22 protein-coding genes are annotated in these 25,654 nt (G+C 47.6%); 18 read left to right on the forward strand and 4 right to left on the reverse strand.

Annotated elements, in window-relative coordinates; all coding sequences use genetic code 11:
- Positions 1–26: 26 nt before the first annotated feature.
- Positions 27–218, reverse strand: coding sequence for a hypothetical protein (locus tag ACN6NF_RS10595; RefSeq protein WP_474317452.1), 192 nt, complete (start codon positions 216–218; stop codon positions 27–29).
- Between the two features lie 521 nt (positions 219–739).
- Between ACN6NF_RS10595 and ACN6NF_RS10600 the strand changes: the two genes are divergently transcribed.
- The 9 genes from ACN6NF_RS10600 (at position 740) to ACN6NF_RS10640 (ending at position 7,570) form a co-directional block, all read left to right on the forward strand.
- Positions 740–940: a hypothetical protein gene (locus tag ACN6NF_RS10600; protein WP_474317453.1), complete on the forward strand. Its 201-nt coding sequence runs from the start codon at positions 740–742 to the stop codon at positions 938–940.
- Between the two features lie 21 nt (positions 941–961).
- Positions 962–1,591: a YkoP family protein gene (locus ACN6NF_RS10605; protein ID WP_474317454.1), complete on the forward strand. Its 630-nt coding sequence runs from the start codon at positions 962–964 to the stop codon at positions 1,589–1,591.
- A gap of 141 nt (positions 1,592–1,732) precedes the next feature.
- Positions 1,733–2,371 carry a YqaA family protein gene (locus ACN6NF_RS10610; protein WP_474317455.1) on the forward strand — a complete coding sequence of 213 codons (639 nt, stop codon included), beginning with the start codon at positions 1,733–1,735 and terminating at the stop codon, positions 2,369–2,371.
- Complete coding sequence (locus ACN6NF_RS10615; protein ID WP_474317457.1) at positions 2,349–2,870, forward strand: phosphatase PAP2 family protein; 522 nt, start codon at positions 2,349–2,351, stop codon at positions 2,868–2,870. Before ACN6NF_RS10610 ends, ACN6NF_RS10615 begins: the two co-directional genes overlap by 23 nt.
- Before the next feature lie 24 nt (positions 2,871–2,894).
- Positions 2,895–4,061 carry an MGDG synthase family glycosyltransferase gene (locus ACN6NF_RS10620; protein ID WP_474317460.1) on the forward strand — a complete coding sequence of 389 codons (1,167 nt, stop codon included), beginning with the start codon at positions 2,895–2,897 and terminating at the stop codon, positions 4,059–4,061.
- Between the two features lie 30 nt (positions 4,062–4,091).
- Positions 4,092–4,793 (forward strand): polysaccharide deacetylase family protein, encoded by a 702-nt coding sequence (locus tag ACN6NF_RS10625; RefSeq protein ID WP_474317461.1) that lies wholly within the window; start codon positions 4,092–4,094, stop codon positions 4,791–4,793.
- Positions 4,794–4,815: 22 nt separating this feature from the next.
- Positions 4,816–5,949: an MGDG synthase family glycosyltransferase gene (locus ACN6NF_RS10630; RefSeq protein ID WP_474317464.1), complete on the forward strand. Its 1,134-nt coding sequence runs from the start codon at positions 4,816–4,818 to the stop codon at positions 5,947–5,949.
- Entirely contained in the window at positions 5,949–7,172 is a 1,224-nt protein-coding gene (locus ACN6NF_RS10635; protein WP_474317467.1) for an MFS transporter, read from the forward strand. The genes ACN6NF_RS10630 and ACN6NF_RS10635 overlap by 1 nt, the downstream gene beginning before the upstream one ends.
- Before the next feature lie 218 nt (positions 7,173–7,390).
- Positions 7,391–7,570 (forward strand): hypothetical protein, encoded by a 180-nt coding sequence (locus tag ACN6NF_RS10640; RefSeq protein ID WP_474317470.1) that lies wholly within the window; start codon positions 7,391–7,393, stop codon positions 7,568–7,570.
- Between the two features lie 60 nt (positions 7,571–7,630).
- Here the strand turns inward: ACN6NF_RS10640 and ACN6NF_RS10645 are convergent, their stop codons facing one another.
- The 3 genes from ACN6NF_RS10645 to ACN6NF_RS10655 form a co-directional block, all read right to left on the reverse strand.
- Entirely contained in the window at positions 7,631–7,909 is a 279-nt protein-coding gene (locus tag ACN6NF_RS10645; protein WP_474317473.1) for a transposase, read from the reverse strand.
- Between the two features lie 316 nt (positions 7,910–8,225).
- Positions 8,226–9,143 carry a hypothetical protein gene (locus ACN6NF_RS10650; protein WP_474317474.1) on the reverse strand — a complete coding sequence of 306 codons (918 nt, stop codon included), beginning with the start codon at positions 9,141–9,143 and terminating at the stop codon, positions 8,226–8,228.
- Complete coding sequence (locus ACN6NF_RS10655) at positions 9,136–9,288, reverse strand: hypothetical protein (protein ID WP_023988385.1); 153 nt, start codon at positions 9,286–9,288, stop codon at positions 9,136–9,138. Before ACN6NF_RS10655 ends, ACN6NF_RS10650 begins: the two co-directional genes overlap by 8 nt.
- A gap of 301 nt (positions 9,289–9,589) precedes the next feature.
- On the opposite strand from ACN6NF_RS10655, the gene ACN6NF_RS10660 reads away from it, so the two are divergent.
- From ACN6NF_RS10660 to ACN6NF_RS10700, 9 genes are all read left to right on the forward strand, one after another.
- Positions 9,590–11,392: a vWA domain-containing protein gene (locus ACN6NF_RS10660; protein ID WP_474317477.1), complete on the forward strand. Its 1,803-nt coding sequence runs from the start codon at positions 9,590–9,592 to the stop codon at positions 11,390–11,392.
- Positions 11,393–11,416: 24 nt separating this feature from the next.
- Positions 11,417–14,806: a tubulin-like doman-containing protein gene (locus tag ACN6NF_RS10665; RefSeq protein WP_474317479.1), complete on the forward strand. Its 3,390-nt coding sequence runs from the start codon at positions 11,417–11,419 to the stop codon at positions 14,804–14,806.
- Between the two features lie 2 nt (positions 14,807–14,808).
- Positions 14,809–17,175, forward strand: a complete 2,367-nt coding sequence (locus ACN6NF_RS10670; RefSeq protein WP_474317481.1) for a transcription initiation factor TFIID — start codon at positions 14,809–14,811, stop codon at positions 17,173–17,175.
- A gap of 45 nt (positions 17,176–17,220) precedes the next feature.
- Positions 17,221–18,510, forward strand: coding sequence for a vWA domain-containing protein (locus tag ACN6NF_RS10675; RefSeq protein ID WP_474317483.1), 1,290 nt, complete (start codon positions 17,221–17,223; stop codon positions 18,508–18,510).
- A gap of 18 nt (positions 18,511–18,528) precedes the next feature.
- Positions 18,529–19,170 (forward strand): beta-mannanase, encoded by a 642-nt coding sequence (locus ACN6NF_RS10680; RefSeq protein ID WP_474317484.1) that lies wholly within the window; start codon positions 18,529–18,531, stop codon positions 19,168–19,170.
- Between the two features lie 16 nt (positions 19,171–19,186).
- Positions 19,187–20,452 carry a TRAFAC clade GTPase domain-containing protein gene (locus ACN6NF_RS10685; RefSeq protein ID WP_019687103.1) on the forward strand — a complete coding sequence of 422 codons (1,266 nt, stop codon included), beginning with the start codon at positions 19,187–19,189 and terminating at the stop codon, positions 20,450–20,452.
- Positions 20,449–23,478, forward strand: coding sequence for a GAP1-N2 domain-containing protein (locus tag ACN6NF_RS10690; RefSeq protein WP_474317486.1), 3,030 nt, complete (start codon positions 20,449–20,451; stop codon positions 23,476–23,478). Before ACN6NF_RS10685 ends, ACN6NF_RS10690 begins: the two co-directional genes overlap by 4 nt.
- A 211-nt stretch (positions 23,479–23,689) precedes the next feature.
- Positions 23,690–24,157 (forward strand): MarR family winged helix-turn-helix transcriptional regulator, encoded by a 468-nt coding sequence (locus ACN6NF_RS10695; protein WP_474317489.1) that lies wholly within the window; start codon positions 23,690–23,692, stop codon positions 24,155–24,157.
- Positions 24,158–24,250: 93 nt separating this feature from the next.
- On the forward strand, positions 24,251–25,627 hold the full coding sequence (locus ACN6NF_RS10700) for an MFS transporter (RefSeq protein ID WP_474317492.1): 1,377 nt from the start codon (positions 24,251–24,253) through the stop codon (positions 25,625–25,627).
- Positions 25,628–25,654 lie beyond the last annotated feature (27 nt).

The following is a 25,654-nucleotide window of genomic DNA, read 5'->3' on the forward strand; positions in this document are numbered from 1 at the left end:
AATTTGACTCAATCTGTCGGTATAGATCAGCTAGCGATAAATTCATACGGGAGACGAGCAGCAATCCAACCGTTCAATACCGGGAATACGATTCCGCTAAGGATAGCTGTCCACACATAGGTTCTTCGACTGCTCGTCAAGCCGATAGTTATCACGAGTAAAACAAAAGACCAAAGCAATCTGGGGCTGCGTAGGCTAAATAAAGATAAAAAACCCATTACTGTGACTTCGATTGTGAGAATACCAGTCTTCTTTCCTATAGAGGATGATTAATGGAACGAGATAAACGACCAAAGCAAGAGAAAGTACAGCCCAAAGCGACACAACGGTCAATGACGGATCGACAAAACCAGCGCTCGCGATCATGACTAGCCAAAGCGTTCGTATGGCCACAAGTATCCGATCATACCAGAACCTTTTTTTTCATTATCGAGAACACAAATTACGCACGCCTTCTTATATTTTTTTGCAAATCAATTTTCGAATGTTTCAGACTTATCACGCAATATAACTTTCCAATCCGTCAAGCGAAAGAGGGTGGGCTAACAGCAGTTAGAACGTAGCTTAGCAAGCACGTCATATAAGACAGTTTACAGTTTGTCATGCGGTATATGTGACAGGTCCAAGTACGATGTCATCAAAAGCTTGGCGGTTTTATCACTGTTCGATTTAGCAATATCGGAGGTAAGGTGAAGGGGTAAAGCAGAACAACATTCTAAAATATTGGAGCGATTGCGTTATGAAATCATTCACCATTCGAAAAGGAGTGGTACTTACTTTGATAGCTATATTGGCGGGTACACTGGCTGATGGAACTGTCCACGCAGAGGGGCAGACGGCAACTTATCAAGCTATCGATAAAGCTGCCAATATCGACAAGATTCACATAGAAATATCATTTCAGTTTGACAATTTTAATAAAATTTGTCGATTAAAATAAGAATGAGGGATGGTTGGATCAATGTTGCTTCATTTACGCAAATCTTCAATGCAGGCGGCCTGGATGGTGTGGGAAAGAGGGTTCGAGTGGATTTCACGCTTTCGCGGCTCGCATACATCGCACTTTGGAATTTGCAAAGTCATGATTAAGAAACACCGAGGGGAGAGCATCGTCTGTGCGGACTCCACCATCATCGGTAAAGGCGATCTGGTCGGGGAACTCCATCTCAATAATGAAACGATTCTGACGCTGATCAAATCCGAAGACTCAGACCGCGCAGCGCTCGTGGCGGCCCGGCTTACACGGAAATCCATGCAGCAGATCAGCGAGGCATTCGCAAGTCAGCCGGAGTTCAGAGAGGTGAAGGCGTTAGTCGGCATTACGCTGCTTCATCGTGGTTTGATACATGGTCTTGGTTTCGAACAACAACCGATGAAGTCCGACCTGCTCCAACGCATTACAACGGCTTATCTACGATTATTGTTATCCGTCATGCACCCTGAAGGCAAGAAGCGGATTGGCCGCAAGACCGAAAAATTGATACCGATGATGCTGATTCACTCCCGCAGCTCGCTGAGGAACCGATTTATGACGGTGAAGAAACAGTCCGTTTCAAAGGAGTTATGTCTACCCAAATCAAGCTCCAATTAATTAAAACAAAAGAAACTAAGAGCGTGGTGAGTAAGTTCTTGGAGGGCGGTATGGAGTTGGAACACAGCGAGTGGAAACCCATATCGCCCGGAGGTAACCTATTTTTCATCATGCTCTGTAACAAAGGCGGGATAGGCATTCATGGATAAAATTATGGAATTTTTACAGAACTTCGGAGCGATGGGACTTTTCATTCACGCTATGCTCGATGCGATTATTTTCCCCATCCCGGCGTTCTTCCTGCAGCTTTCTTTAAGCGCGGTGCAACCGGAGTCGGCTTTATGGCTCGCTACGGTTGGCTTTGTAGGAAGTCTGCTTGGGACACCGATCGGTTATGGGATCGGCAAGGTGTCGGGAAAGCATGTTATGGGCGGTGTAATGAAGAAAAAATGGCTGGATTCGGCAAGCGACTTATTTGCCCGCCGCGGCGAGGCCGCAATCCTGATCGGATCGTTCACTCCGATCCCGTTTAAAATATTTACGATTTTATCTGGATGCATGAATTATCCGTTATGGAAGCTGCTTAGCTATGCGGCCATTGGCCGGGCGGTGAAGTTTTATGTAGTCGGTTTTCTCTTCTATATATATGGCCGCGCGGCAGAAAATATGGTGAGCAAAGTTCTCACGATTACGCTGGTGGGCGTTGGTGTAGCGATTGCGGCAATATGGTTCTTGATACGGAAGCTGTCTGAGTGGAGGAAGATAAGGAATGAGCATCAGCCAATCGAAAAAACAGGGAATGGAGGCGGAAAGCAGGATGCAGTGGATAAGGCGAATTGATCAAACGGTGTTCTTCTGGTGCAACCATCGGCTGAGCAGTCGGACCCTGGACCGATTGTTCGGATGGATTACCCATTTGGGCGGAGCTTTGTTTACCATCATTTGCGCAGTGTCCTTGGCATGGTTCGCCGAGGGGGAGTTCAGCAGAATTGGGCTGCAAAGCTTGATCGCACTGGCCGTTAGCCATATCGTTGCTGTCCTGATCAAGAGAAAGGTGCGCAGAGACCGGCCTTTCCGCAAGCTGGAGCAGGTGAAGGTAGGCAAATTCCCGTTGAAGGATTATTCCTTTCCATCCGGCCATACTACCGCTATTTTCGCCCTGGTTACACCTTTTATGTTGGCCTCATCGCCGGCAATTATGCTTGTCTTGATTGGTCTCGCTTTGTTGGTGGCCATATCCCGGGTTTATTGGGGCTATCACTATCCGATCGATTGTGTGGCTGGTGGGATGGTCGGATTCCTAACGGCGGTGCTGGTTGTTTTGTTCATGCATAGTTAAATTTCACGAGGGAGGCGTTTGTTGATGAATAGCATGAAACGGGAAAAGCTGCTGATTCTGTCCGGCACGCTCGGGGATGGACATATGCAGGCGGCCAAGGCGATTTTGGAGGCATCGGTGCTGTACAAACAGGGAGTAGAGGTGGTCGACTTCATGCAATGGATCCATCCCCGCATGCATGTGGTTGAACGGTATTGCTTCCTGCAATGGGTGAAGCTTTTTCCTTCCTCATACGGATATATGTATCAGAAGACCCGGACGGACAGTACACTTACTTTCTTCTTGAAGCATTTTCTCACGACCAGCCTGCAGCGGCTGCTCAAACTTCTGAATGAGGAACAGCCGACGTTGATTGTCAGCACGTTCCCGCTGGCATCAGCCGCCATTTCCTTGCTTAAGGAAAAAGGGATGACGGATCTGCCTGCGGCAACGGTCATTACCGACCATTCCGATCACAGCTATTGGATACATCCGTCTACGGATCTGTATCTGGTTGGTTCTGAAGGCGTGCGTGTAGCTCTGCAAAGAAAAGGCGTTGCTGACCACAAAATCGCTGTAACGGGCATCCCTGTTCGCCCATCCTACAGTCAGCATGACAATAAAGACCGGCTGCGCGAGAAGCTGGCCTTGGATCTTGACGCCTTTGTCGTGCTGGTGATGGGCGGCGGCTGCGGGATTATCGATAAATCCTTCATCGAGCAAATGCAATCTGACTCTTTTCCCCCTAACGTGCAATTTGTCATTGTATGCGGACGCAATGTGAAGCTGCTGTACCGCCTGCATGAAGCGTTGGGAGACAGGGATAACGTCATACTGACAGGCTTCCTGGAGGGAATCCATGAATGGATGGCGTCCGCAGACGTGTTGATTACCAAGCCGGGCGGACTGACGACCTCCGAAGCGCTGGCGCTTCAGCTTCCCATGCTGCTGCTAGAGCCACGGCTGGGGCAGGAAAAGGATAATGCCGATTATTTGATTCAAGCGGGAGTAGCTTATCTATGTCAGATTGACAATTTGCAGGATCAGCTTCAGCGGCTGGTTCAACAGCCTTCCCTATTGGAAGAAATGAGGGAGAAAGCAGGGCTGTGCAGACAGCAGGATTCCGCCAGACATGCGGTCATGCAAATTCTGAGCATGCAGAACGATACACAGGAAGAAAGATGGGTTTGCTCCTTGCAGCAGTATGCTTAAGCTTAATTTTCACTAAGGGGGATAAAGACGTTGCTTGTTAAATATTTGTTGATTGGGCTCATAGGCTTCATCAGTCTGTATATGTTAATTCCAAGTTTTCTGCCACGAATCATCAGATTTGGAGCCTTTCGTAAGGGAACCACCAAGAACCAGGTAGCGTTCACGTTCGACGACGGGCCGCATCCGAGGTATACACCGAAATTATTGGATTTATTGCAGGATTATCAAGTGAAGGCCACATTCTTCGTGCTTGGCTCGCAGGCGGAACTGCACCCAGATCTGATCAGAAGAATGGACCGTGAAGGTCATCAGATTGGAATCCACAATTACAATCACATCTCCAATTGGCTGATGCTTCCCTGGACGGTGCGGCGTGATCATATGAAACGAACCGCAGATATTATTGAATCCATAATTGGAAAAAGGCCGGATCACTATCGCCCGCCGTGGGGGCTCATGAACGCTTTCGATTTCTTTCATCCCAAATCGTACCGCATCGTACTCTGGTCCTTGAAGGCGGGGGACTGGCGCAGCAGAAGCTGCCGCAAAAAGCTGAAGGCAACGCTGCTGAACGGAATTACGGACGGATCTGTTATTTTGCTGCATGACAGCGGAGATTCGCCGGGAGCGGACCGTCACGCGCCATATTTTATGCTTCGGGCTCTGGAGGAAGTACTGCATCAATTACAGGGACGCAACTTGCAATTCGTTCGTCTGGATGAAATGGCTTGACAAGTGAAATGAGGTGACAATAGTGGGACAGGAACCGCAAATTTTAATTTTAACGGCCGATTACGGAGAAGGTCATCATCAGGTGTCCAAGGTGTTGCAGCAAAGCTTGATTCGCAATGGTTATAGCCAGGTGGCGGTTGTCGACTTGTTCCGGGAAGCTTATCCTGTACTGAACAAAATAATCCGCTATCTGTACCGGCAAAGCCTGTATGCAGCCAGCCTGGGCATTCCCTATTACGGATGGACCTACCATCTGACCAACCAGCTTCCCATGAAGGGAAAGATCGCAGCCTGGATGAACAGTCTTGGCGGCGACAGGCTCAAGAAAATCATCCTCCAGTACCAGCCGGAAGTCATCATTTATACATTCCCGTTCGGCAGCTTGCCAAGTTGCGAGGCATTATCTGCGATCCGTCCCCGGACTGCGGTTGTCATAACGGACTTTGACGTTCACCGAAGATGGCTGTTCGCCAAGCCGGATCATTATTTTGTCCCTACCAGTGACGTGAAAGAGGCTATGGTCAGGCAGAGCGTCCCCGAGAGTCGTATTACCGTGACCGGGATTCCGGTCAGGGAGTCATTTTATAATACGGCAATGATCGGTTCCGGCTTCGTTAAAGAAGCAGATGAGCATGTGATTCTACTTATGGCTAACGTCTGCGGCACATTGCATTCGCTATCGAAGCTCATCGGGAAGCTACTGCTCTTGTCAGGCGTCCGCATTCAAGTGATTTGCAGCCGGCAGGAAGGATGGAGACGGAGGCTTGCGGAGAGTTGGGCGGATGATGCAAGAGTGGATGTATTCGGCTTCACCGATCAATTGCATGTTCTGATGAGCAGCGCCTGCTGCGTCATCACGAAAGCGGGAGGCGTTACACTATCCGAGACGATTCAGATCGGGGTTCCGATTTTCATCCTAAATCCGTTTCTGGGGCAGGAGAAGGAAAATGCCCTGTACTTGCAGCGCAAAGGAGCAGCAGTCGTGGCCTTTACGATTCATGATCTGGTGTTGCAGATACAAGCGATGATCTCCTCTGAGCCGATCAAGCAGTCGATGATGAACGGGCTGCTCGCAGTAAGGCAGAAAACGTCTGCGGACCATATTGTCCGGCATTTGTTTCCTGAGGCAAGTCCCTTAAGAAGGGGTGGAATATGATGAGCGGGAGGAGTGCATTCAAGCTTTCTACTCTGACGCTGTTCACGGTGCTTTTTTGCACAGAGTTTGTCCGAAGCGCTTTCTTGTTCTCGTTTCTGCCGAACTTTGCCGTTAACGAGTCGGGGCAAACCGTTGCTTTGGTCGGTCTTGCCGTCTCGCTTCATTATACAGCCGATACGCTGATTAAATGTGTGGCTGGATATTTGCTGGACAGGTTTTCGCTGCGCTGGCTGCTGCCCACCACTTTCGTCCTGATGCTGTCCGGACTAGACGTCGTGTTCTTTAGTCCGTATGCCTGGGGGCTTGTTGCCGGTTCCGTGATGCTTGGGATGGGGGCGTCGCCTATATGGCTGATTTGTCTGGAGAAAATCCGGCTGACGGAGCGGGCGGCCCAGATTGGGGCGATATACACTGTGTGGCTGGCCTGCATCGGTCTGGGGCCGGTCACAATCAATCTCACCTTCAATTATGGCTTCGAACCTGCCTTCCGGCTGATGGTTGCGCTGCTCGCCGTCGGCTGCATCGCATCGTTCGGGATTAACAGAACAACCTCCTTGCGTCTCCAAAACGTCAGCTTTGCCGAACAAGCGGCAGGACTGCGAAGAAGACTCGTTCAGCTGAAATGGCTGCTGCCAGGCATGGTTCTGCAGATGACCGCCGCGGGACTGCTGCTGCCGATACTGCCCGGTTTTGCCGCTGACCATCTCGGTCTGAGCCAGCCGCAATATTCGCTAATGCTCATATTAGGCGGGGCCGGCGCGATGCTGTTTCTTGTCCCGATGGGGAAGCTGGCCGATCGATGGGGGCACAAGCAAATGCTGTTCGCCGGTTTCGTATCGCTTACGGTCGTATTGGCTCTGTTAATCGTATCCATGCCGCCGCCTGCATTAACGATGCTGTTTGCCTTTATGCTGGGATTGTCTTACTCAGCCGTGCTTCCGGCCTGGAATGCGGTGCTGTCATACCTTGTTCCGGAGGATCAGAAGGGGACCGGGTGGGGAGTACTCTCCGGGATTGAAGGGCTCGGTATTATGATTGGCCCGGTCATCGGGGGATGGATAGCCAGCCAGTATACGAATACTGCTGCCATTAGCCTCAGCGCTGCTTTACTGGCGGTTCTTGCACTTTTTTATTTGATTTTGCCGCAAAATAAGCTTGTCTCGGCTGGCGGGACTTTGCAGCACAAGAGGGAGAAGGCGCATGGACCTGATCGGGGTAGTTGAACAATTATTCACGAATATGGATACCTGGTCTTGCTCATCGGCTTGCCGCTGGACTTCATGGCGCTCTCTGTTCCGCCGGGCAACAGCACCTTGACCCATACCGATTTCTTAGCCTCTAAAGATGTACTTCATGGGCTGTCGGCTATTGCGATGGCCCTGACGGGATCGATTATAAGGTCACCATCACGTACGTGATTGGCTACAAGGCAGGTATGCATGTGATCAGAGCGTACGGGCGTTGGCTCTTCCTCAAGCAGGAGTTGGTCGAGAAGACGCACCGCTACTATGACAAATACGGGGGCCCATTTGCTGCTGGTCAGCTTCTTCATTCCTGGAGTCCGGCAGTTTATCGGCTATTTCTTCGGGGAGCAGTGGCCATATATGTTCAGCATCATTGAGCAATATTTGAAGTTCTTTTTTATCGGAGTGGCTTTTCTCGCGGGGGTGTGGTTGCTGGTTCAAGTTCGAAGCGCGAGGGAACGGATGCAAAGCTCACTGATTTTTTCCGGCACAGCTTCTGTGCGCTCTGTCTCCACGGCTGCTTTCCAGCGGTAGTAGGTCGCTCTTGCGATCCCGAGCCATGTACAAGCCTCAGACACCGTCACTTCGTCTCGAATGGACTCAATCCAAGCAACGGGAACTTCTGGTTCCGCCTCCTTTCCAGTTCCTTGTACTTTTTTACTAGGTCCATTTTGCTGCTCTAGACGATGCACTACGCCTGTTCGATACCACCTCATACATGTTTTTTCTGTGTCTTATTCCGTATTCCCAACTGCTCCATAACCTCTCTTACCGGAACTCCTGCTAATTCTCATTTCAATCGCTTTTATCTTTATTTCTAAGGGGTAACTCACTCTCGTTGCTAACGTAAAAACACCTCCAAGGTTATCTCCATATCTTACGACACATGGCTTGAGTCTCTTGAAGGTGTTTTGATTTGTCTCATGTTTGGGGGCAGTCCCGTTCCCCTTGGCGATCCTGACGTTTTTTTGCTGATTCATTGCAGTGATTCATTGATTGGGATACGTCATATATAAAAGGGCATTATGGCAGTCAGCTTTTATACTGCTCCATCAGGTACATGATCTTCACTTCATCGGCTAAATCTCCAAAGGGTTCTAACGGATTCTCCTGAATGATATGATATAAACGTTGGATTCGTTCCTTTGGAAGCTTCCGAACATATCTGGAGATGAAAGCGGCATGGGTGACTACGTAGCGTTTTTTACGGATTGCAGCGCTGGCTACGCGAACGAGAATATCTTCGCCCCCGGCCATTTCCAAAATACGACGCTCATAAAAAACCACATATCGGAATGTACGGTCCTTAATCAGCTCGCGATTCAGTCTAGCAACCTCTCCAATGTATCTGACCATAAGGGGTTCAAAGCTTTTGATCAGAAGAGGATCGAGCGTTAATTCCATATCTTTGCGGAGAACAAAAGATTGCAGCAGAGCGACCTGCTGGAGTCTTATCCGATCATTGTGAATGAGTATGGAAATCTCGCGTAGCATTTCATAACAGACTCGCTCACTGAGCTGCCGCAGGGCAACCGCATTTTTATGATTCACGTCCAATCCTTCCTGGATCTGTCCTATACGGCCTCTGAATAGGCGTATAAGCTGCCTACGCTGTTCATAAAGAACAATGCGGTGCTGTAGAAGGACCAAGGGCAGGAGGAGAAGCGCACCGACGATACCGCACAGTAGCATTTGCTGTGACGAGTGAGCGAAAAAGATAGAAGCAGCCAGCAACGCAATACCGACAGCAAGGTCTTTATGAAAATAGCGTTTGGCTCTGAGTTTAGCATATTGCTCTACAGGAACCAGCGTATCCCGACCACATGCTGTACATTTCTCTTCCCAAAGGGCGGTGAATTGTCCGCAACGCTTACAGACTCTCAGCTTTTGGAAGGCATGCTCTGTGCGGGTAAAGGGGCGAAATTGCACAGCCTGCTTGGAACTATTCATTGCGCTCACTTCTCCGGTTCAGCAGTGCGAGAAGCTCGGTGTCGATTTGTGTAATCGACGGGGCGCGTTTTTTATGTATATAGTAAATTAGTGATTTAATGGCGACAAAAAGAAACATAATCGCCAAACATCCGTATGAGATCATAGTGTACTTCCTCTTTCTGCTTAGATTTTTTATTTTACTGTTTTACATGAGTGGGTTTCGCTAGGGTTATTTTTGTCGTATAAAGGAGAAGGCTGGTGCCCGATTGCCCTTGTTGGGGTATAATTATATCATTACTGCAGGATATTGGTAAAACCTCGCGATATAATAGGCTTTTTGGTCGCATTCAGGCCGCTCGGGCAGAATTTTCAGCTAGCGCTCATGTAAAACTCATTATAATTTAATAGTAGTGGAGTACAACTGTAATTTAGAATGAGAATTAATCGGCAAAGGGGTACAAGCGATGTTTAGTAGAGACAGAAAATGGTTTTTGGTCATCGGAATCATATGTACAATGATCATGGCCTCAATTTCGGCCTGGCAGCCACAGACGGCGCATGCCGCTTCACCCTCAGCTTCTAAAGTGGATGCGGTGCTGGTAGTCGATGTAAGTAATTCGATGAACACCAGTGATCCTGGGAAAATTGGCAATGAAGCCATGAAAATGTTCATTGATATGTTGTCAACGCAAAATGACAAGGTTGGGATTGTAGCGTATACGGATGTCGTACAGCGCGAGAAAGCCTTGCTTAATATTTCATCCGAAGCGGATAAACAGGAACTGAAGACGTTTATTGACGGGTTGAACCGGGGAGCGTATACTGACACCTCCGTAGGTGTCAAGGAAGCGATCCGTATTTTGCAGGATGGCAAAACAGCCGGACATGCGCCTATGATCGTTATGTTAGCTGATGGTAACAACGATTTTAATAAGACGACAGGTCGAACTGAAAGCCAATCCGCTCAGGATATGGCGCAGGCTGTAGCCGAGGCTAAAAAAAGCGGTGTGCCGATCTATACCATCGGTTTGAATGCAAATGGAAAACTAAATAAGAATAAACTCGCCGACATCGCGCAGCAAACGGGCGGCAAGTCCTTTATTACAAGCTCGGCGGACGATCTGCCGAACATTTTGAGTGAAATTTTCGCCAGCAATTTGAAATTGAAAGTGGTGCCCTTGCAGTCTATTACGGCCAACGGCGACTATCAGGACGTTACAGTAACCGTACCAAACGATAGCGTGCTGGAAGCCAACATTTCAATTATGTCCTCGAAACCGGTGGACGCGAGATTAATAGACCCGTCAGGCAATACGAAGCCGATCCCTTCGAGCGATGTACTGCTGTCCAAGTCCAAAAGCTACTCGTTGATTAAATTGCTCAAGCCTGTGGCTGGCGACTGGAAGCTTCAAGTCAAGGGAGTGCAGCAGGATAAGATTGATATTAATCTGGTATTTAACTATGATTTGGAATTGAAGCTGGACGCACCGCCTGCGAAATCATACAAAAAAGGTGACACGGTACAGATTCGTTCCTATCTGACGAGCAATAACCAGCAGTATCAGGATCAGGAATTGTATGCGAATATGAATGCTGTCCTGAAGGTCAAAGACCTTGATACGGGTACAACGAATGAAGTGCCCCTAACTAACGCAGGGGATGCTTTTACCGGCTCTTATACGATTCCAGATGAGCATGACTATGAACTAACCGTCAGAGCAGAGGAGAAGAGCTTTTATCGTGAAACGCAGCCCGTAACCATCAGCGCCAAAGCTGGGGCGGCGAGTGGTACGAATACTGGCACAACCCAGCCTGCGACACCTGCTGAAAAGTCTAAGCTACTGCCATTCATTCTTTTAGGGGTGGGACTGCTCGTCCTGCTGGTAGCGGCATATTTCATCTGGAAGGCTGTTAAAAAAGCCAATCGTGGCTTTGTCGGCCAGATCGTACTGGAAATCCGGGACGAGAATACTGGCGAAAAGACATACCCGCAGTATAAGAAGCTGAATACCTTCCGGGGCAAATTTAATTTACACCAGTTGCTGCAACTGGCGCCGGAATTTGCCGGAACCGATAAGGTCGTGTTCACGCCAGCGAATCAGGATCGCATCGTGGTGCGTAGCACCCCAGAGATTACGATTGAAAAATCTGGGCGTGCTGTAGACACAGGCAATGGTCTTGAACTGAAAAACGGTGATCGTCTGACGATCCCGCTGGCTAGTGTGGACAAAACCATTTTACTGGAGTTTATTTCAGTAAACAGCTAAACGAACCCTTAGGAGGTCATATCTATGAAACCAGTAGTTAGAGAGCATATCCAACAATTAGACGTATCACTTGGCGGAGGGATCGTAAGTGATAAGATCAGAGTAGATACCATTGATAATCCTATTTTAATTATCGGACTTGGAGGAACGGGGATTGACGCCCTTCTCCGCTTGAAATATCAAATAAACCGCAGATTCAAGCTGCCTGCGGACCCGATTTCCAAGAAAAAGAGCGAGAAACCGGATAATGTGGAATTTCTCGCTTTTGAAACGAATGAACAAGACCGCAACAAAAAATACAAAGGGATTGGTTTGGACCCCATCAATGAGTTTGTACTACTGTCCAATGCGGAAATCGGAGGATTGCTGCAAAATCGCAGTATTTTGGAGCCGTACATCACTGACTGGTTGTCTCCCGAGCTGAGCATTACCGATGGTATGAATGGAGCGGCAGGGGTACGTCAGGCCGGACGATTGCTATTGTTCACCAAAATTAATCAGGTCGTACAAAGCATTGACAAAAAAATCAAAACCCTGTCTGAAGGTACTAACAAGAAGCTTATGGTGTTTTTGCTATCCGGATTGTCCGGCGGTACAGGAAGCGGTACTTTCCTCGATATCTCCTATATCGTCCGAGGCATTATTGAGCGCGACTACGGTTCTGCAGGTGTAGACCGTGTGAACACGCTGGGCTATCTGTTCACGCCGGATATTAATCTAGCGAATAAAAGCCTGAGCGAGCATACACGTGAATATATTAAAAAGAACGGTTATGCTGCACTGAAAGAGTTGGACTACTGGATGAATGTGGACAGTCGTGGCGAACGCTTTAAGCAGCAGTACGGTAACATTTTGACAGTAAACTCGCCGTTGCCGCCGTTTAATCTGTGTCACCTTATTTCGGCTACGAATACGGAAGGCAAGCTACTGGAAAATGCCTATGATTACTGCATGAATGTCACCGCCGAGAACATCACCAACTTTATGGCGAGTGAGGAAAAACAGTCGGGCGAAGAGTTCGCCATTCATGACTATATCAGCAACATTCGTACCAACATCGCACAAATGAATAAGGCGTATCCAGCAAACTATGATTACAATATTATCGGAGCTTCCTCGGCAGTGCTGCCCATGGAAGAAATGACGACATATCTGGCTTACCGGATGTTTGGTAAAATGTCTAAGATGTTTGAACAAGCGCCGAATCAGGAAGACGTAGAGAAGTTTGCCCGCAAGCTGGGTGTTGATCTGGATAGCATGATTAAAAACTTTGAATCTCGTGTGCCTGAGCCGCTTCCGGGTTTTGAAAACAGTGAACGGTTAAGTTATAACAATGTTGTTAAAATGCAAGTAGTCAATATGGACACTGAGCTGGAGCAAACGTTCCTTACGCGTGCCCGCGAAGAGTATATCAAAGCGAAGAAACAACTTCCCGGTGAAATTACAGGACAGTTTACGGACCAAATTCGCCGAATGTTCCTGCATCCCGAGCAAGGACCGTTTTATGTATCTCGCATGATTTATACTGAAAAAGGATTTAGCTTGCTGAAAATGCTGCTTTCCTATGTTGAAACGCTGCGTGAATCACTGCACCGTATTCCTACGGATATTGAATGGGCACGTGAGCAGGCGAATGAGAAGCTGGGTGATGCCAAGAGCGCATTTGTATCCAAGGATAAAAAGAAAAATGCATACATTGAAGCAAAAATTAATGAATATTGGCTGCGGGCTGATGTGGAACGTACAGAGCAGCTCATTGAATTCTATGAAGACCTGTATGACCTGCTAAATAAAGAAAATAACCGCATTTATAATGTATTTACTGAAATTTTGAACGCGCTGAGTGCCATTTTCGAGAAAAATGGTGATTTGCTGATCAACGGTGAGGAACAATCCGATCACAAAGGGAACAAGACGTATTATTGGAATCTGGTAAGTGTACCGGATATTTCGGAAGTTGTGACCAAGCTGCTGGATAACCGCAATGGTGACGATTTGATCCGTGATTTTGCCCAAGAATTGCTGGAAAATTCAGATCAATGGGTGAAAGATCAGGATATGGACATCATTAGCTCGATTTCCAATTTCTTGACTGACAAATTTGGTGATCTCATTACCCGTTCCATGGAAGATTTCCTGGTCATGAAGTACGGGCAGGATGAAGCAATTGAAAAATTTGTGGAGCGTTACATTGCAAGCAAGCTGGATGAGGAGGCTGTACCTGTCTTCCATTTGAGCAACAGTTCTGGCAATTTGTATTTCCCATCCTGGGGATTCGTTTCGGTACCTGTACAGTCGCCTAATATCCTGAAAGGCGTTCGCAATTATCAAAATAATGCAATTGGCAAATCGCACTTCACTATTAAAGAAAGTGAAGTCCGTAATCGGATTTTCTGGCTCAATACGCGTAATGGTGTTCCTCTGTTTGTATATACGCCGCTCAAAGTGTATGAAGAGAGCTATGAGAAAACCATTCTTGACCGTGAAGGTATTGGCCGACATCTAGTGCAGACAGGTCAGAACAACTGGACGAATCTGCCGTCGCCGATTCCTGAAAAATCATGGGGAGAAACTTACGTCAATTCGCGTGTGCAAGCTCACAATGCCCGCATTCGTAATGATTTCGACCGGGCTAAGGCACTCGGAGTGATTCGTGAGAAAGATGTCGATCAAAATACAAGCAGCCGTTTTACTGTAATTCGCTCACAAGCGCTAGATATGAATGCGCTACTGGCAGGCTACGATATGCGCTTACAGGAATCCAAGCCGAATTTGGGCGAGGTGAAAAGAGCATGGTCTGAGCTGAAGCGTCTACTGGCTGAAGGGCTGGAGCAGACCGGAAGCAAGGACATCTTTGGCAGCATCAATGAAGAGATGGCGAAGGAAAACCTGATCCGTTCACCGGAGTTAACGCAGGTGGTTCGTGATGAGCTGGCGAAATATATACAAATCGAAGCAAAAGCCGCCGAACTGGAAGCTTTGCTGGGCAAATATCAGGATGAAGAAAAATGGCTGGATCAGTTCATTCAGGCACTCTATACAGACACGATTACGAAAAAAGGCGCTTTGTACGTCTATGATCGTGATGAAGAGGAAGAAGCGTGGGAGCCGTTTGCCAACGTCATGAAGAGCCGTAATTATGTGGAGTTTGAAGTTTTCACAAACTTCCGTGGTTTGGAAGAGAAGAAATTTGCAGCTCTAATGCGCAAGGCGGATCGCCGTGATGCTGTATTGACTTCATCTGAGGATATTACACCACTGCTGGCGAAGTTGGATGAACTGGCTACAACTTATACAGAGGCCCGCAATCAATTGGAATATGAAAAGGTAGAGTTGGCTAATGGAGCGGAACTTTATGCATTTTATGCTCAAATGGCTGGAAAATTAAACGACATCCGCAGAAAGTTGAAGTAAGTATGAGAGAGCAGCTGTTACGTTATGCGGCTGACTATGCAGCCGCAGAGGACCAATTAATCGGAAGCGGGGATGGACGCAGCAGCATCCATTTCCCGTCCGTGTTTCTTTTTATCGGCGATCGCATGAGCCCGGTGATGAACACAATTGCAGATATCAACCGGACCAAGTGGGATAACAGCACAGGGGTAACCTATATTCAGATTCGCTCACAGGAAGAGCATGCGGCTGTAGACCGTTCGGTGGATGCCATCATTCATACGATAGCAGTTCCGGAAGAGAGTAATCACCAAACGCTACGTCGTGACTTGCACCAGGCTTTTTATACACATGAATCAAAGCTAATAGAACTTAACACCGCGTTGCGCCGGGCTAGTGGACATCTGGCTGATTACGGACGGTTGTATTCCTCGTTCGAGCGTGTACATTTGTCGATCTTGACGACAGCGGATGATCCCATGAACGTATTAATTCCTGAAATTACGCTGTTGGCAGAGTATATTTTTGCCCAATCTTTTAAATCAGTACAAATGGATTTGTATGTGTTGGTGAGCGAAAGCGATCAGGTTGCTCAATTCGGCTACCGGAGTGCAACGTCTGTGGCTTTTATGCGGGAGTTGGATTATATCCAGAGTCCAGCATATACGTTTACAGCACCGCTTCATATGACCGAGGACAAATTGACCATCCCGGTATCCCATGCTCCATCTCCGCTGTTCGATCTTGTCTATGTGCTGTCCGACAAGAATGAGCGAGGTATATCAGTGCCGAATAGTCTGCGAGAGAGCTGTGATATTATTTGTCACATTCAACTTCTTAAAAACCGTTATCAGGCAGGAGATTCCTATCGGTCACAGGATGGGGGCTACAATAATACATCGTTTAAGAACAACATCATGACGGAATCCGGGCGGCAGGGTTATGTGTCGGCCGGATTTTCCCGAGTTAACCGCCCTAATCAATCGATTGCGCTTACGGTGCTGTATCACTTTTATGTGAAGTTGTTAGAGCGTATGAGAACAGAGCAAGAGTGGGACATACGTGAAAAGCTGAATTATTTTGGTTTAGATGCTGCCGAGCGTGTCCGCACGCGAAATGATCTAGTTCCTGGCAATGAGGCGATCATGGACATGAGCGCACTAATGACCAGCGGAGCCAGCTACGGCTCGTTGAAACGAATGACATTACGTGAGGCAGAGGAAGCCTTGTTTGGTCAAGGCTGCGAAGCCTTTTTCCGCGACAACTGCGAACGGATCGTACATAAACGCTTGGGAGATTTTCAGGCGGATTTGCGTTTGCAGACGGCTGTGAACGCAGCTGCTAAGGAACATCCTCATATCGGCTTTTTCGAGCTGACAGATTGGACGGATGAAAATCAAACAGGAAATGTGCTTACGGCTGTTCGGGGACTGATTCGTGATATGTCCAATGATTTGCAGATTAGTGCAGCCGAACTGGATGCGCTGTATAGCGGACGAGTGGAGGATCAGCCCTTTCAACGACTGCCACTTATGGATAAACATAATGTGCGCAGCTTGATCCGTTATCTGACCGAGACAGTCTACGGACATAAATTGCACATGCTGCGGATTCAAGTGGATTTGGAGCTACTTCGCCGCTATGAACTGGCACTGGAAAAATGGCATGCACAGGCTAAGCATAATACAGTACAGCTTGCCAACCTGGAGCATGAATTGCATCAAGCGGCAACAGACAGTATTCGGCAGGCTGACAGTTACACAGGCCAAAACCTGTTCGAGTATTATGAGCGTGTGACGGAGGATGTCATGCGTGAGCTGGAAAGCAAGCGGGGAAAATCTATATTCTTTGACACCCGGCATATGGGACCTGTATCTGGGTTGCTGGATGGAGGTTTATCCGTGCTGGTGGATAGACTTACGCAGACCTGCCGTACTTTGATTCTCAGCTCACAGCCATTTAATCAGACATTCGAAGAAGAATTATTACGTCGTGCCAATGTAGCTGCTGCATATGAAAATCGACTGGTCGTTCCAAAGGATGAGCTGTTTAAAAAACTGTATCAAACATTAGAAGAGCATGGTGGAATTAATGTACGTTTGCTCGACTACACCCATGAGCACCGGTATGAAGAAAAGTACTTCTTTGGTGACTACGAAGGCGAATTTCTTCCTTATGCGATGGATGTGGACATTACTTCGCGAATTTACAAGCTGGGTTTTGTACATGAGCGTCGCAGCAGCGGGGTGGAAAAACTGCATTTGATGGGCGGCTTCCATCTAGAGGATCTGATGGTTTACCGCAACGGCAAAACGTATTATGAGACATATACTGCGAATGGTTTCGTGTTTCATGGAATCGACGTGGACCGGTTGCCGGAATTGCGGTAGCCATATATTATCCAACTTTAATGATGGAAGGAAGCAACGAATCTTATGAAGCAACGTAAATTTAACGTTCTCCTATTGGTGTTTGGCTTGCTGGGTGCTGTAGTAGGCTTCATCTTGGGAGAGCTTATTCTTCACAAATTAATAGGCCACTGGCCGCATATCATCGTGATCGGGCTATATTTTGGCATCATGGCGCTGTGCATTGGTCTAGGCTGCCTTATCGGCGAACTGATTTCGCCACAGTTAAATGGACATTCATGGCGACAACGATACTCTGGATTGTCATGGAAATTACTAGTACCTGCTACACTCGTTATGTTGTTCGTGGCAGGTCTGCTATTAGAACTGGGGTATCAGGTTAACCCTGAAGGGCGTAAGAGCGTACAGGACCTCGTGCTTGTGATTGATAATTCTGGGAGTATGCAGCAAACAGATCCCGATAATGAACGCCTAACAGCTGCCAAGAGTCTGATTGGACAAATGGATGGGGACAAGCGCGTAGCTATTGTTTCTTTTGAATCCACTGCGCAGTTGGTACAGCCGTTTACTCCTATTGGCACAGACGCAGAGAAGCAAGCGGTATATTCCAAAATCGATAGTATGCAGACTATAATGTCAGGCGGTACAGAGATCGGGCTTGCTTTGGACGAGACGATCAAGGAGATTGAAACCGAAGGCAATGCGGAAAAAGGTTCTCTCGTTATTATGCTCTCTGATGGCTTTAGCGAACTGGATACTCAGACCGCATTGGCACCTTACATTGCCCGTCAGATTCCGATTAATACGATTGGCCTGAAACTGGCAGAATCGGAAGGTATAGCTTTGTTGCAAAATATTGCCAGCCTAACGGGCGGAACTTATTCTAATGTAGCTAACGCCCAAGGACTTACTCAGGCGTTCGGTAAAATTTATAACAAAATTGGTGATCGCACGCTGGTAACGGAGCGGACAGGTGAGTATGCCGACAGTCTGTATTTTGCCATTTATCGCGTAACGGCTCTGGTTATCATTGGAGTTCTATTAGGGTTGGCTCTTGGATTAATGTTTGATAACCGTTTTCTTGCGCGGAATTTCGCGATTGGTGGAGTTCCAGCCGGCTTGCTCGCTGGCTTGATTTTGGAAAGAGGGTTATCGGGCTCGCCTATAGGTGACTTGATGATTCGTTTGCTGGCAGCGCTCGTACTCGCGGCCCTTATTGCTGTCTTTTCACTTGTTCTGCCGATTGCGGAAAATACTCGCCGATCTTCTGGTGGTGGGAGCCAGGGGGGACCGTCAGGTCACCGGAGAGGAACACCAGAAGGCCCTACGCGCAATCGACGCAACAGTGGGTTTTAGAACGGGAGGCTGGAACTTATGCAGTATAGGGATGCACAGCCCGATGATCCTGTGATTTCGGAGCTGAGCCACAAAATTGACGACAACCGGGTTGTGTTACGCTGGCAGTGGCCTGAAGGCGCAGCCGTGGTCTATATTGCCAAACAATCAGCTGATACAGTTGCGAATGGGCAGAATGAAGCACCGACTTCTGAACTGAAGCTTTTTACACGCGAGGAATATAAGGCCGCTGGCAGCTATCGTGACCGGATTGAAGGCATTGGACGTGTGCGGTATACCGTGTATCCGGCTGTTCGGGAGGATGGTGACACCTTTGTAATCCGCCAGCAAGACGGCGCCAACCAACTGGAGTTGAGCACGGGTAGGGCTAAAATCAAATATGCGGTTCACCATAAAAAAAGTTGGTTTCGCAGCCGCAAAACAGTCCAGATTCGGGTGACAGCCGAAGTTCCTGTTCCGCAGGAGGCGCTTTGCTACGTAAAGAAGCGCGGTGGCTATCCGGCAGACCGGGACGATGGCACCTTGTATCCGTTCACGGCGCCCTTTGCCGCAGGACGGAATGTTTTACCCGCTATTGAAGTGGGGGGAGATGAGTATGTGCGGCTGTTTTTTACGGACGGTCAGGAGTATGGCACGATATATGAATTAGTCCCTGAATGAAAGGAGGCCACAACCGATGAGTTTTCTTAGCAATTTATTCAGAAGAAAGCCACAGGCCGAGCCACGGCCGTTATTCTATGATATTGTGTGCCCTTATTGTTTTAGTAAATTTTCACCAGAGGAAGTGGTATTCCGTGCTTCTCATCACCGCGAAGATGATGAGGATTACGCTTTGGGTGAAGATGAGCTGTTGAACAAATATCGGGAGCGTTTTGGCTTGGATAGTGTGCATGATATGGAGGCAATTCTTCATCCCTATGATGTACCTGAGGAACATCGCTTATATTCAGATCATGTGCTGACAGGTCTGACGGACCGATACGGTGAGCTGACACGTCACCGACTGTGCCCACACTGCCATAACGAGCTGCCTGTAACCGCAGGCAAAGTGCCGAGTAATATCATTTCAATTATTGGGGCTTCACAGGCTGGGAAATCTGTATATATGACCTCCCTGATTCACACGCTGCAGCATGTGACGGCCGATCATTTTGACGCAGCTTGCATGCCGCTCAATGCAGAGATCAGCCGCAAGTTCCGCACGATGTATGAGGAACCACTGTTTGAACGAGGCGATCTGCTTACATCGACGCAAAAAGAAAAGATGCAGGAGCCTTTTATTTTCCAGTTTGTATTTAAGGATGAGGAAAAGCCACCACTGACACTGGTATTTTTTGATGTAGCTGGTGAGGGGATGGTCGATCAGGACTATCTGGGACTGCATGGGCAGCATATTAAAAATTCTGCGGGTATTCTTTTTATGGTCGACCCACTGCAAATCCGTTCTATCCGGGAACGTATTAAGATTAATCTCGGCGATAAGCCTGGTGAATGGGTCTCGCAATATGATGAACCGCGTGATGTCGTACTTACGATGTTCGGTGACTTTATTGCATACCAGGAAAAAGGCAAGACGGACATTCCGACCGCTGTGGTCCTGACCAAAAGCGACATGCTTACTGCGCTGGCAGATGAAGAAGGCACGTATATCAAGACGAACAGCAATATTTTTAATCCAATGGAACATCGCAAATACATGGATTTGGATGAGTTCGCGAACATTGATGGCGAAGTTCGGCGCTTTATCGAGAAGGTGGATAAGCCGTTCAAGGGCACAATGGATGTATATTTTACAGATACAGCCTATTTCGCGGTTTCTGCTCTAGGTAGCAACCCGGTGGAGCAAAAGCTGCAAGGGTTGGTTAGTCCGATCCGTGTAGATGAGCCATTCATTTGGCTGCTCTATAAGCTGAAGTACATCGAGGGGAGAGAATCACAGTGAGTTATTCTACCTCTCGTATGATACAGCAGCAGATGTACACACGGGAACGGCGTGGTATTTTCCGTTCTACAGAAGGCTTCGATACCGTGGCTAATTCCAAAGGACTGGATGTTTCATTTATTAAAAAAGTGTTGCATCCTTTATGTGTGTATGATGCGCCTGCGGCTTTGACAGCGCGTGGCGAGAAGCAGGAGAGTGTTTATCCAGAAGCTTTACATCTGGTACGGACAGAGTCCGGGGATGTAGTGCTCGGACGCAGTATTTATAAAGCAGCAGATTTCACTGGGTTGCGGAGCGCTTTTTTTACGCATAACTATGTGATTCCGGCCGGACATGGTGAGTCTCCGTCTGATTATAAGCAGTGGCTGAACACTTCGTTTGTCGATACCTACGACATTGAGCAGGGAACGGAATTACCGGAATTAGAGCGTCTGCCTGGTGGTAGTGTATTTCCTGCTGTTGACCCTTCGGCAGTACTGGCTCAATTGCAGCTAAGCGAAGAAGTGTTCAAGCAGCTTTTATACGCAGTGATGATGTCAGCCGCGGGTCGTAAAAAGGTATATGTAGCGCTGAATGTTCCAGCAGAAGCGGTGGCATCCTCAGCCAAGCAGCTGTTGGGTGTGTTGTACGCGGCACTGCCTTATGCATTTCGCAACAGACTCGGATTTCTTACATATGCGCAGGAACCGAACAGCAGAAAAGGCATTCACTTAATGTTCGTTGAGCCATTCAGCTTGCGTCCCGGTGATCGGAATGTGGAAAAGGATTTTGTATTTGACCTTTCTAACCATAGTCGAATACTGAATGTGGACGCAGATCAGGTGAAACAGCCATATTTTGACTGGATTGTCCGTACGCTGCTGAATGGCGAGGCACCGGACGATTTTCTCAAATTTGCCGAGCAAATGCTGACAGGCATGGAGGCAGGGCGTGAACTAATGCCCTCCAGTTATCATGAGCTTATTACGCTGTACAGAATTGAGCAGGGCGAGCGGTCATTATACGATGAGCAACGAATCGCTGTGTTACGAAGCTTAACTGATTATTTATCACCATCCGATGCGCTGCCACGTAAAATGCGGTTGAATGATCTGTTTCTGTCATTTTTTGATCATGAATTTGATCGGGTGAAGGATGGACATATTCCGGATGTAGGGCTGGTCGATTGCTTCAAGGACTATTATAAAGTTCATGCACGCAGCAGCGAAAATCGGCTGGTGGAATATTTAATCCGCTCGCTAAACAACGCATATACTGCCAGAAATACGGAAGCGGTCACGTATATTTATCATACGATTGAAGAGAATCCGTCATTAGGCAAGGCCTATTTTACGAAAGTACTGGGTAATCCGGCGCTCACCAAAATGCTGTTCATTCCCTACATGGACAGTCAGATGAAAAGAACGCCTGATGTAAAGGGCCTGTTGGCCGTGGTGCATGAATGGGGCAGTCGGTATATCGAAGTGTCGGCGAATGCCGATTTTCAGCTTTTGGCCGAATCTGCATTGATGGGCAAGCTACGTGCCGAGAGAAAGCCGGTAGAGGCTGTGGCTGCCATTCACCAACGCTTGCATCAATGGGACAGTAGTTCTGCCGTGGGCACACTGTCCCCGCTGGAGCAATCCGGATTGACAGAGCGCTTACAGGAAGCAGCGGATCGGTATTTGCTCACTGAAGTAGAGCTAAAAGAAATATCACCTGATCAGGTCGTACAAATTCCGTTTTTTACACGGGCTGATTTGGTACAGTGGGTTGGAAAGTTGCCTGCTCCTCTCAAGGGACAAGCCGTGCGATTGATTGCAGCTTATGATTGGTTTAACACGGAGGACCCGGAACCATCGGTGCTAGACGGTCTGGAGCCTGGCGAAGTAGAAAAGGTGCAGGATTGGGCTTATGGCTGGCTGCCCCAGCAGCTTGCAGAAGGCCATTTTGCCCGTCTGTTGCCAGCTTTCTATCGTTCTGATGGTACTGGTGAAGGAATACTGGATTTTGCGCGCCTGGTCAGTTCGATCCGCAAATGGGCGAAGGATAACGATACGATGTACCGCTTTATCCGCTGGTCGGAGGAACACGTTGAGTTTGCTACTCCACGTGGTGGTTTTGAGCCAGCCTATCGGCGAGCGTTGCTTTTATTCTTCCAAAAGGAAGGACGAGAGGGACTGCATAAAAAGACGCTTTGGCGTCAATATTTTGAATCTGCTAAGCCTGTGTTTAAAAATTTCTATTTGGCAGCAAAGCGTGAGACAGATACGCCTTTGGTCAAAACGCTTCGTCGTTTCCGCAAAGGCGGGGTGATTTCCGGGATCGTATTAATCATTGTTGCAGGTACATTAGGCGGCCTGAAAGCAACCGGGGTAATTGGATCTGTTGACACACCAGCGCCTGCCGCTGCTCCAAAGCCTGTACAACAGCCAGTAGAGCCTATAGTGCCGGTAAAAGAGGAGCCTACTGCAATAGTGACACATGTACCTAACACCAAGTCCACTACGAAAATGGTCAAGCTGTTGTTTGCGTTTCAAACATCGGGAGAGCAGGCAGAATTTAAGCCTAAAAAACTCGTCATTGTCGGCGCCGATCAACAGGAGCACTCATACGAAAATTTTACACTTACTGAACAGAATGATAAGGAAGCAGCCAGTAAAGCTAACAATGGTTCGTCCAGTGACGTTAACACTGAGGGAGCTACCACCAAAAGCAAGACAGCAGCAGGAGGATCCACAGGTAGTGGTTCTGCAGAACTGAGTGGTACATCCAGCGGAAAAAGCGCTGATCAGACTGGAATAGTGACAGACAACACAGCCGGAGGCGCGACTTCAGAGATATCAACTGAGGGTAGCGGTATAGCAACCGATAAAACCACGACCAGCACGTCCAATAATGGTACAGGGATAACGGAATATGATCTCGATAAGTATCCTTATCGCACGCTGTTGACCATTTGGCAACGGCTAGAGCTAAATGATGCTAGCACGGTTACCGTTGATGGGAAAGATTATCCGCTAGTTCAAGTGAAAACTGCGGACTAAGCAACCATAGACAGTAAAAAGACGGGTTCCTTTTAGGGCTCGTTTTTTTGCTATGTATTAGTGTATATATAGATCGTATTCGTAAACTTGAAAGGCATTGTATTTAGTAGACGATCATTTTACGAAGGTATTGACACCAAGTAGGCGGATGATTAAAATTAGTTGGAATTCAAACTATTAAAATTCTATGAATATGGAGGTTAGTAGCAAAATGGGAAGTGAGGTATATCCCGTTTGTCTTCCTTGGGAGGAAGAGAGCACGATGTATTTAATTAAATGGATTTTCACCACCGTGCGGCGTGAGATTGAAACAGCACTGCGCCCTTTGGGGCTTACCTCCCCACAATCGCAGACGCTCTATATACTGGCGATGTCGCCTGGAGTCACCAATACGGATTTGGAAAAGCTATTGCTTATTGATAAATCAAGTGTTACCAGCCTAGTTAACGGGATCGTCAAGAAAAACTGGGCAGTACGCCAAAGTCATCCAGAAGATGCACGAATGAAGCAAATCTATTTGACCGAGGAAGGCTTGGAGATTCACAAGGTAGCCGAACGTACCATTGAGCAAATTAAAAGCTCCGTAGGCAAAACGTTATCTGTCGGAGAATCGGAGGCGCTACGCGGTTTGCTCAAAAAAATTCTTCACGATTACCGTCCTGCTAATGCCTGTATTTGAGTGATAAAATAGAAAAACTTGCGCCCGGATGGGGGATTCATAAGCTATAAAATATCAGCTAGATAAGATGTTTACAGGAGAGGGAGAAACCAAATGATAAGAGAACAAACTTATCCCAATGCGGATAAGCTTATGCGTGTTTTAGCCTTCACACTTGTTTTTTCAGTGATGAACGCTTTTATGTTTAATGTAGTTATGCCTGTGATTCGGGAGGAATTTCATATTAGTTCCTCCGATGTAAGCTGGCTGCTGACGGGTTATATGATCGTGTATGCGGTTGGCTCGGTGACCTACGGCAAGCTGGCAGATAAGTATCGTCTCAAGGATTTGCTAACATTTGGGATTATATTTTTTGCACTAGGTTCGCTCATTGGACTGTTGGCCAATCAATTTTGGATGTTAATTGTAGCCCGTTTGCTTCAGGCCACAGGGGCTGCTGTTATTCCCGCAACCGCTATGATTGTTCCTGTTCGTTATTTTTCGGCTGAAAAAAGAGGGCGAGCTTTGGGCGTCACAGCAATCGGCTTAGCATTAGGGACTGCATTGGCTCCCATTATTTCCGGTTTGATTACAGGTTTTGCGAGCTGGCGTTTTTTGTTCGTCATTTCTATGCTGCCACTGATCGCTTTGCCGTTCTTTCGCAAATATTTGGACGATCAGCGAGGAGAGGATCAGAAATTCGATTTTCTTGGCGGATTATTGCTGGGTGGAACAGTGGCCTTCTTGTTGCTTTCCATTTCACAAGCCAATATGATGTTTTTTCTGATCGGTGTGGTTCTATTTGGACTGTTTATATGGCGCATTAGTACTGCCCACGATCCGTTCATCCAGCCAAATCTGTTCAGTAACAAGCAATATTCATATGGGCTTCTTATCGCTTTTTTAGGGACGGGGATTAGCTTTGGATTGCCTTACTTGGCACCACAGTTTCTGAATAGTCTCAACCAGCTTACACCAGCAACGATTGGACTGATTATGTTTCCCGCTGCTATTGCGTCAGCTCTATTAGGAAAAACAGGAGGGCGTTTGGCCGATAGCAAAGGGAATTCAGTTTTGGTGTATACAGCTGTATCGCTATTGTTTATCTGCTTTATCAGCTTGTCCACGTTTGTAGGTGCGTCTCCGTATCTGATTTTGTTTTTGCTTATTTTCGGGAATGTTGGTCAGACTTTTATGCAGATTGCCATGTCCAACACGATTTCTCGTACTTTGTCGAAAGATCAGATTGGTGTTGGAATGGGGCTGTTATCTCTGTTGAATTTCATTGCCGGGGCGATCACAACAAGTATTTTGGGCAAAACGTTAGATAGTTCGGCGTCCTTTCATTTGAATCCTGTTGTAGCTAATGTCCAGGTGTTTAATTTTAGCAATATATTTACGGTGCTTGCGCTGATTGCACTTGTGACGATGGGGCTTTATGCGTTGCAGTTCCGGCGGGGGACACGTGGTAATAGGGCTGCTGTCGAATAAGGATAAACATTTTATGTAAGCTCATGC

This window comes from Paenibacillus sp. TSM33 (genome assembly GCF_056099025.1).

Coding starts and splice junctions, on each gene's coding strand:
- ACN6NF_RS10660 (WP_474317477.1), top strand. CDS start 9,590: ATGTTTAGTAGAGACAGAAAATGGTTTTTGGTCATCGGAATCATATGT.
- ACN6NF_RS10650 (WP_474317474.1), bottom strand. CDS start 9,143: ATGAATAGTTCCAAGCAGGCTGTGCAATTTCGCCCCTTTACCCGCACA.
- ACN6NF_RS10700 (WP_474317492.1), top strand. CDS start 24,251: ATGATAAGAGAACAAACTTATCCCAATGCGGATAAGCTTATGCGTGTT.
- ACN6NF_RS10655 (WP_023988385.1), bottom strand. CDS start 9,288: ATGATCTCATACGGATGTTTGGCGATTATGTTTCTTTTTGTCGCCATT.
- ACN6NF_RS10610 (WP_474317455.1), top strand. CDS start 1,733: ATGGATAAAATTATGGAATTTTTACAGAACTTCGGAGCGATGGGACTT.
- ACN6NF_RS10685 (WP_019687103.1), top strand. CDS start 19,187: ATGAGTTTTCTTAGCAATTTATTCAGAAGAAAGCCACAGGCCGAGCCA.
- ACN6NF_RS10665 (WP_474317479.1), top strand. CDS start 11,417: ATGAAACCAGTAGTTAGAGAGCATATCCAACAATTAGACGTATCACTT.
- ACN6NF_RS10600 (WP_474317453.1), top strand. CDS start 740: ATGAAATCATTCACCATTCGAAAAGGAGTGGTACTTACTTTGATAGCT.
- ACN6NF_RS10635 (WP_474317467.1), top strand. CDS start 5,949: ATGAGCGGGAGGAGTGCATTCAAGCTTTCTACTCTGACGCTGTTCACG.
- ACN6NF_RS10595 (WP_474317452.1), bottom strand. CDS start 218: ATGGGTTTTTTATCTTTATTTAGCCTACGCAGCCCCAGATTGCTTTGG.
- ACN6NF_RS10615 (WP_474317457.1), top strand. CDS start 2,349: ATGCAGTGGATAAGGCGAATTGATCAAACGGTGTTCTTCTGGTGCAAC.
- ACN6NF_RS10645 (WP_474317473.1), bottom strand. CDS start 7,909: ATGAGGTGGTATCGAACAGGCGTAGTGCATCGTCTAGAGCAGCAAAAT.
- ACN6NF_RS10670 (WP_474317481.1), top strand. CDS start 14,809: ATGAGAGAGCAGCTGTTACGTTATGCGGCTGACTATGCAGCCGCAGAG.
- ACN6NF_RS10675 (WP_474317483.1), top strand. CDS start 17,221: ATGAAGCAACGTAAATTTAACGTTCTCCTATTGGTGTTTGGCTTGCTG.
- ACN6NF_RS10695 (WP_474317489.1), top strand. CDS start 23,690: ATGGGAAGTGAGGTATATCCCGTTTGTCTTCCTTGGGAGGAAGAGAGC.
- ACN6NF_RS10605 (WP_474317454.1), top strand. CDS start 962: ATGTTGCTTCATTTACGCAAATCTTCAATGCAGGCGGCCTGGATGGTG.
- ACN6NF_RS10680 (WP_474317484.1), top strand. CDS start 18,529: ATGCAGTATAGGGATGCACAGCCCGATGATCCTGTGATTTCGGAGCTG.
- ACN6NF_RS10620 (WP_474317460.1), top strand. CDS start 2,895: ATGAATAGCATGAAACGGGAAAAGCTGCTGATTCTGTCCGGCACGCTC.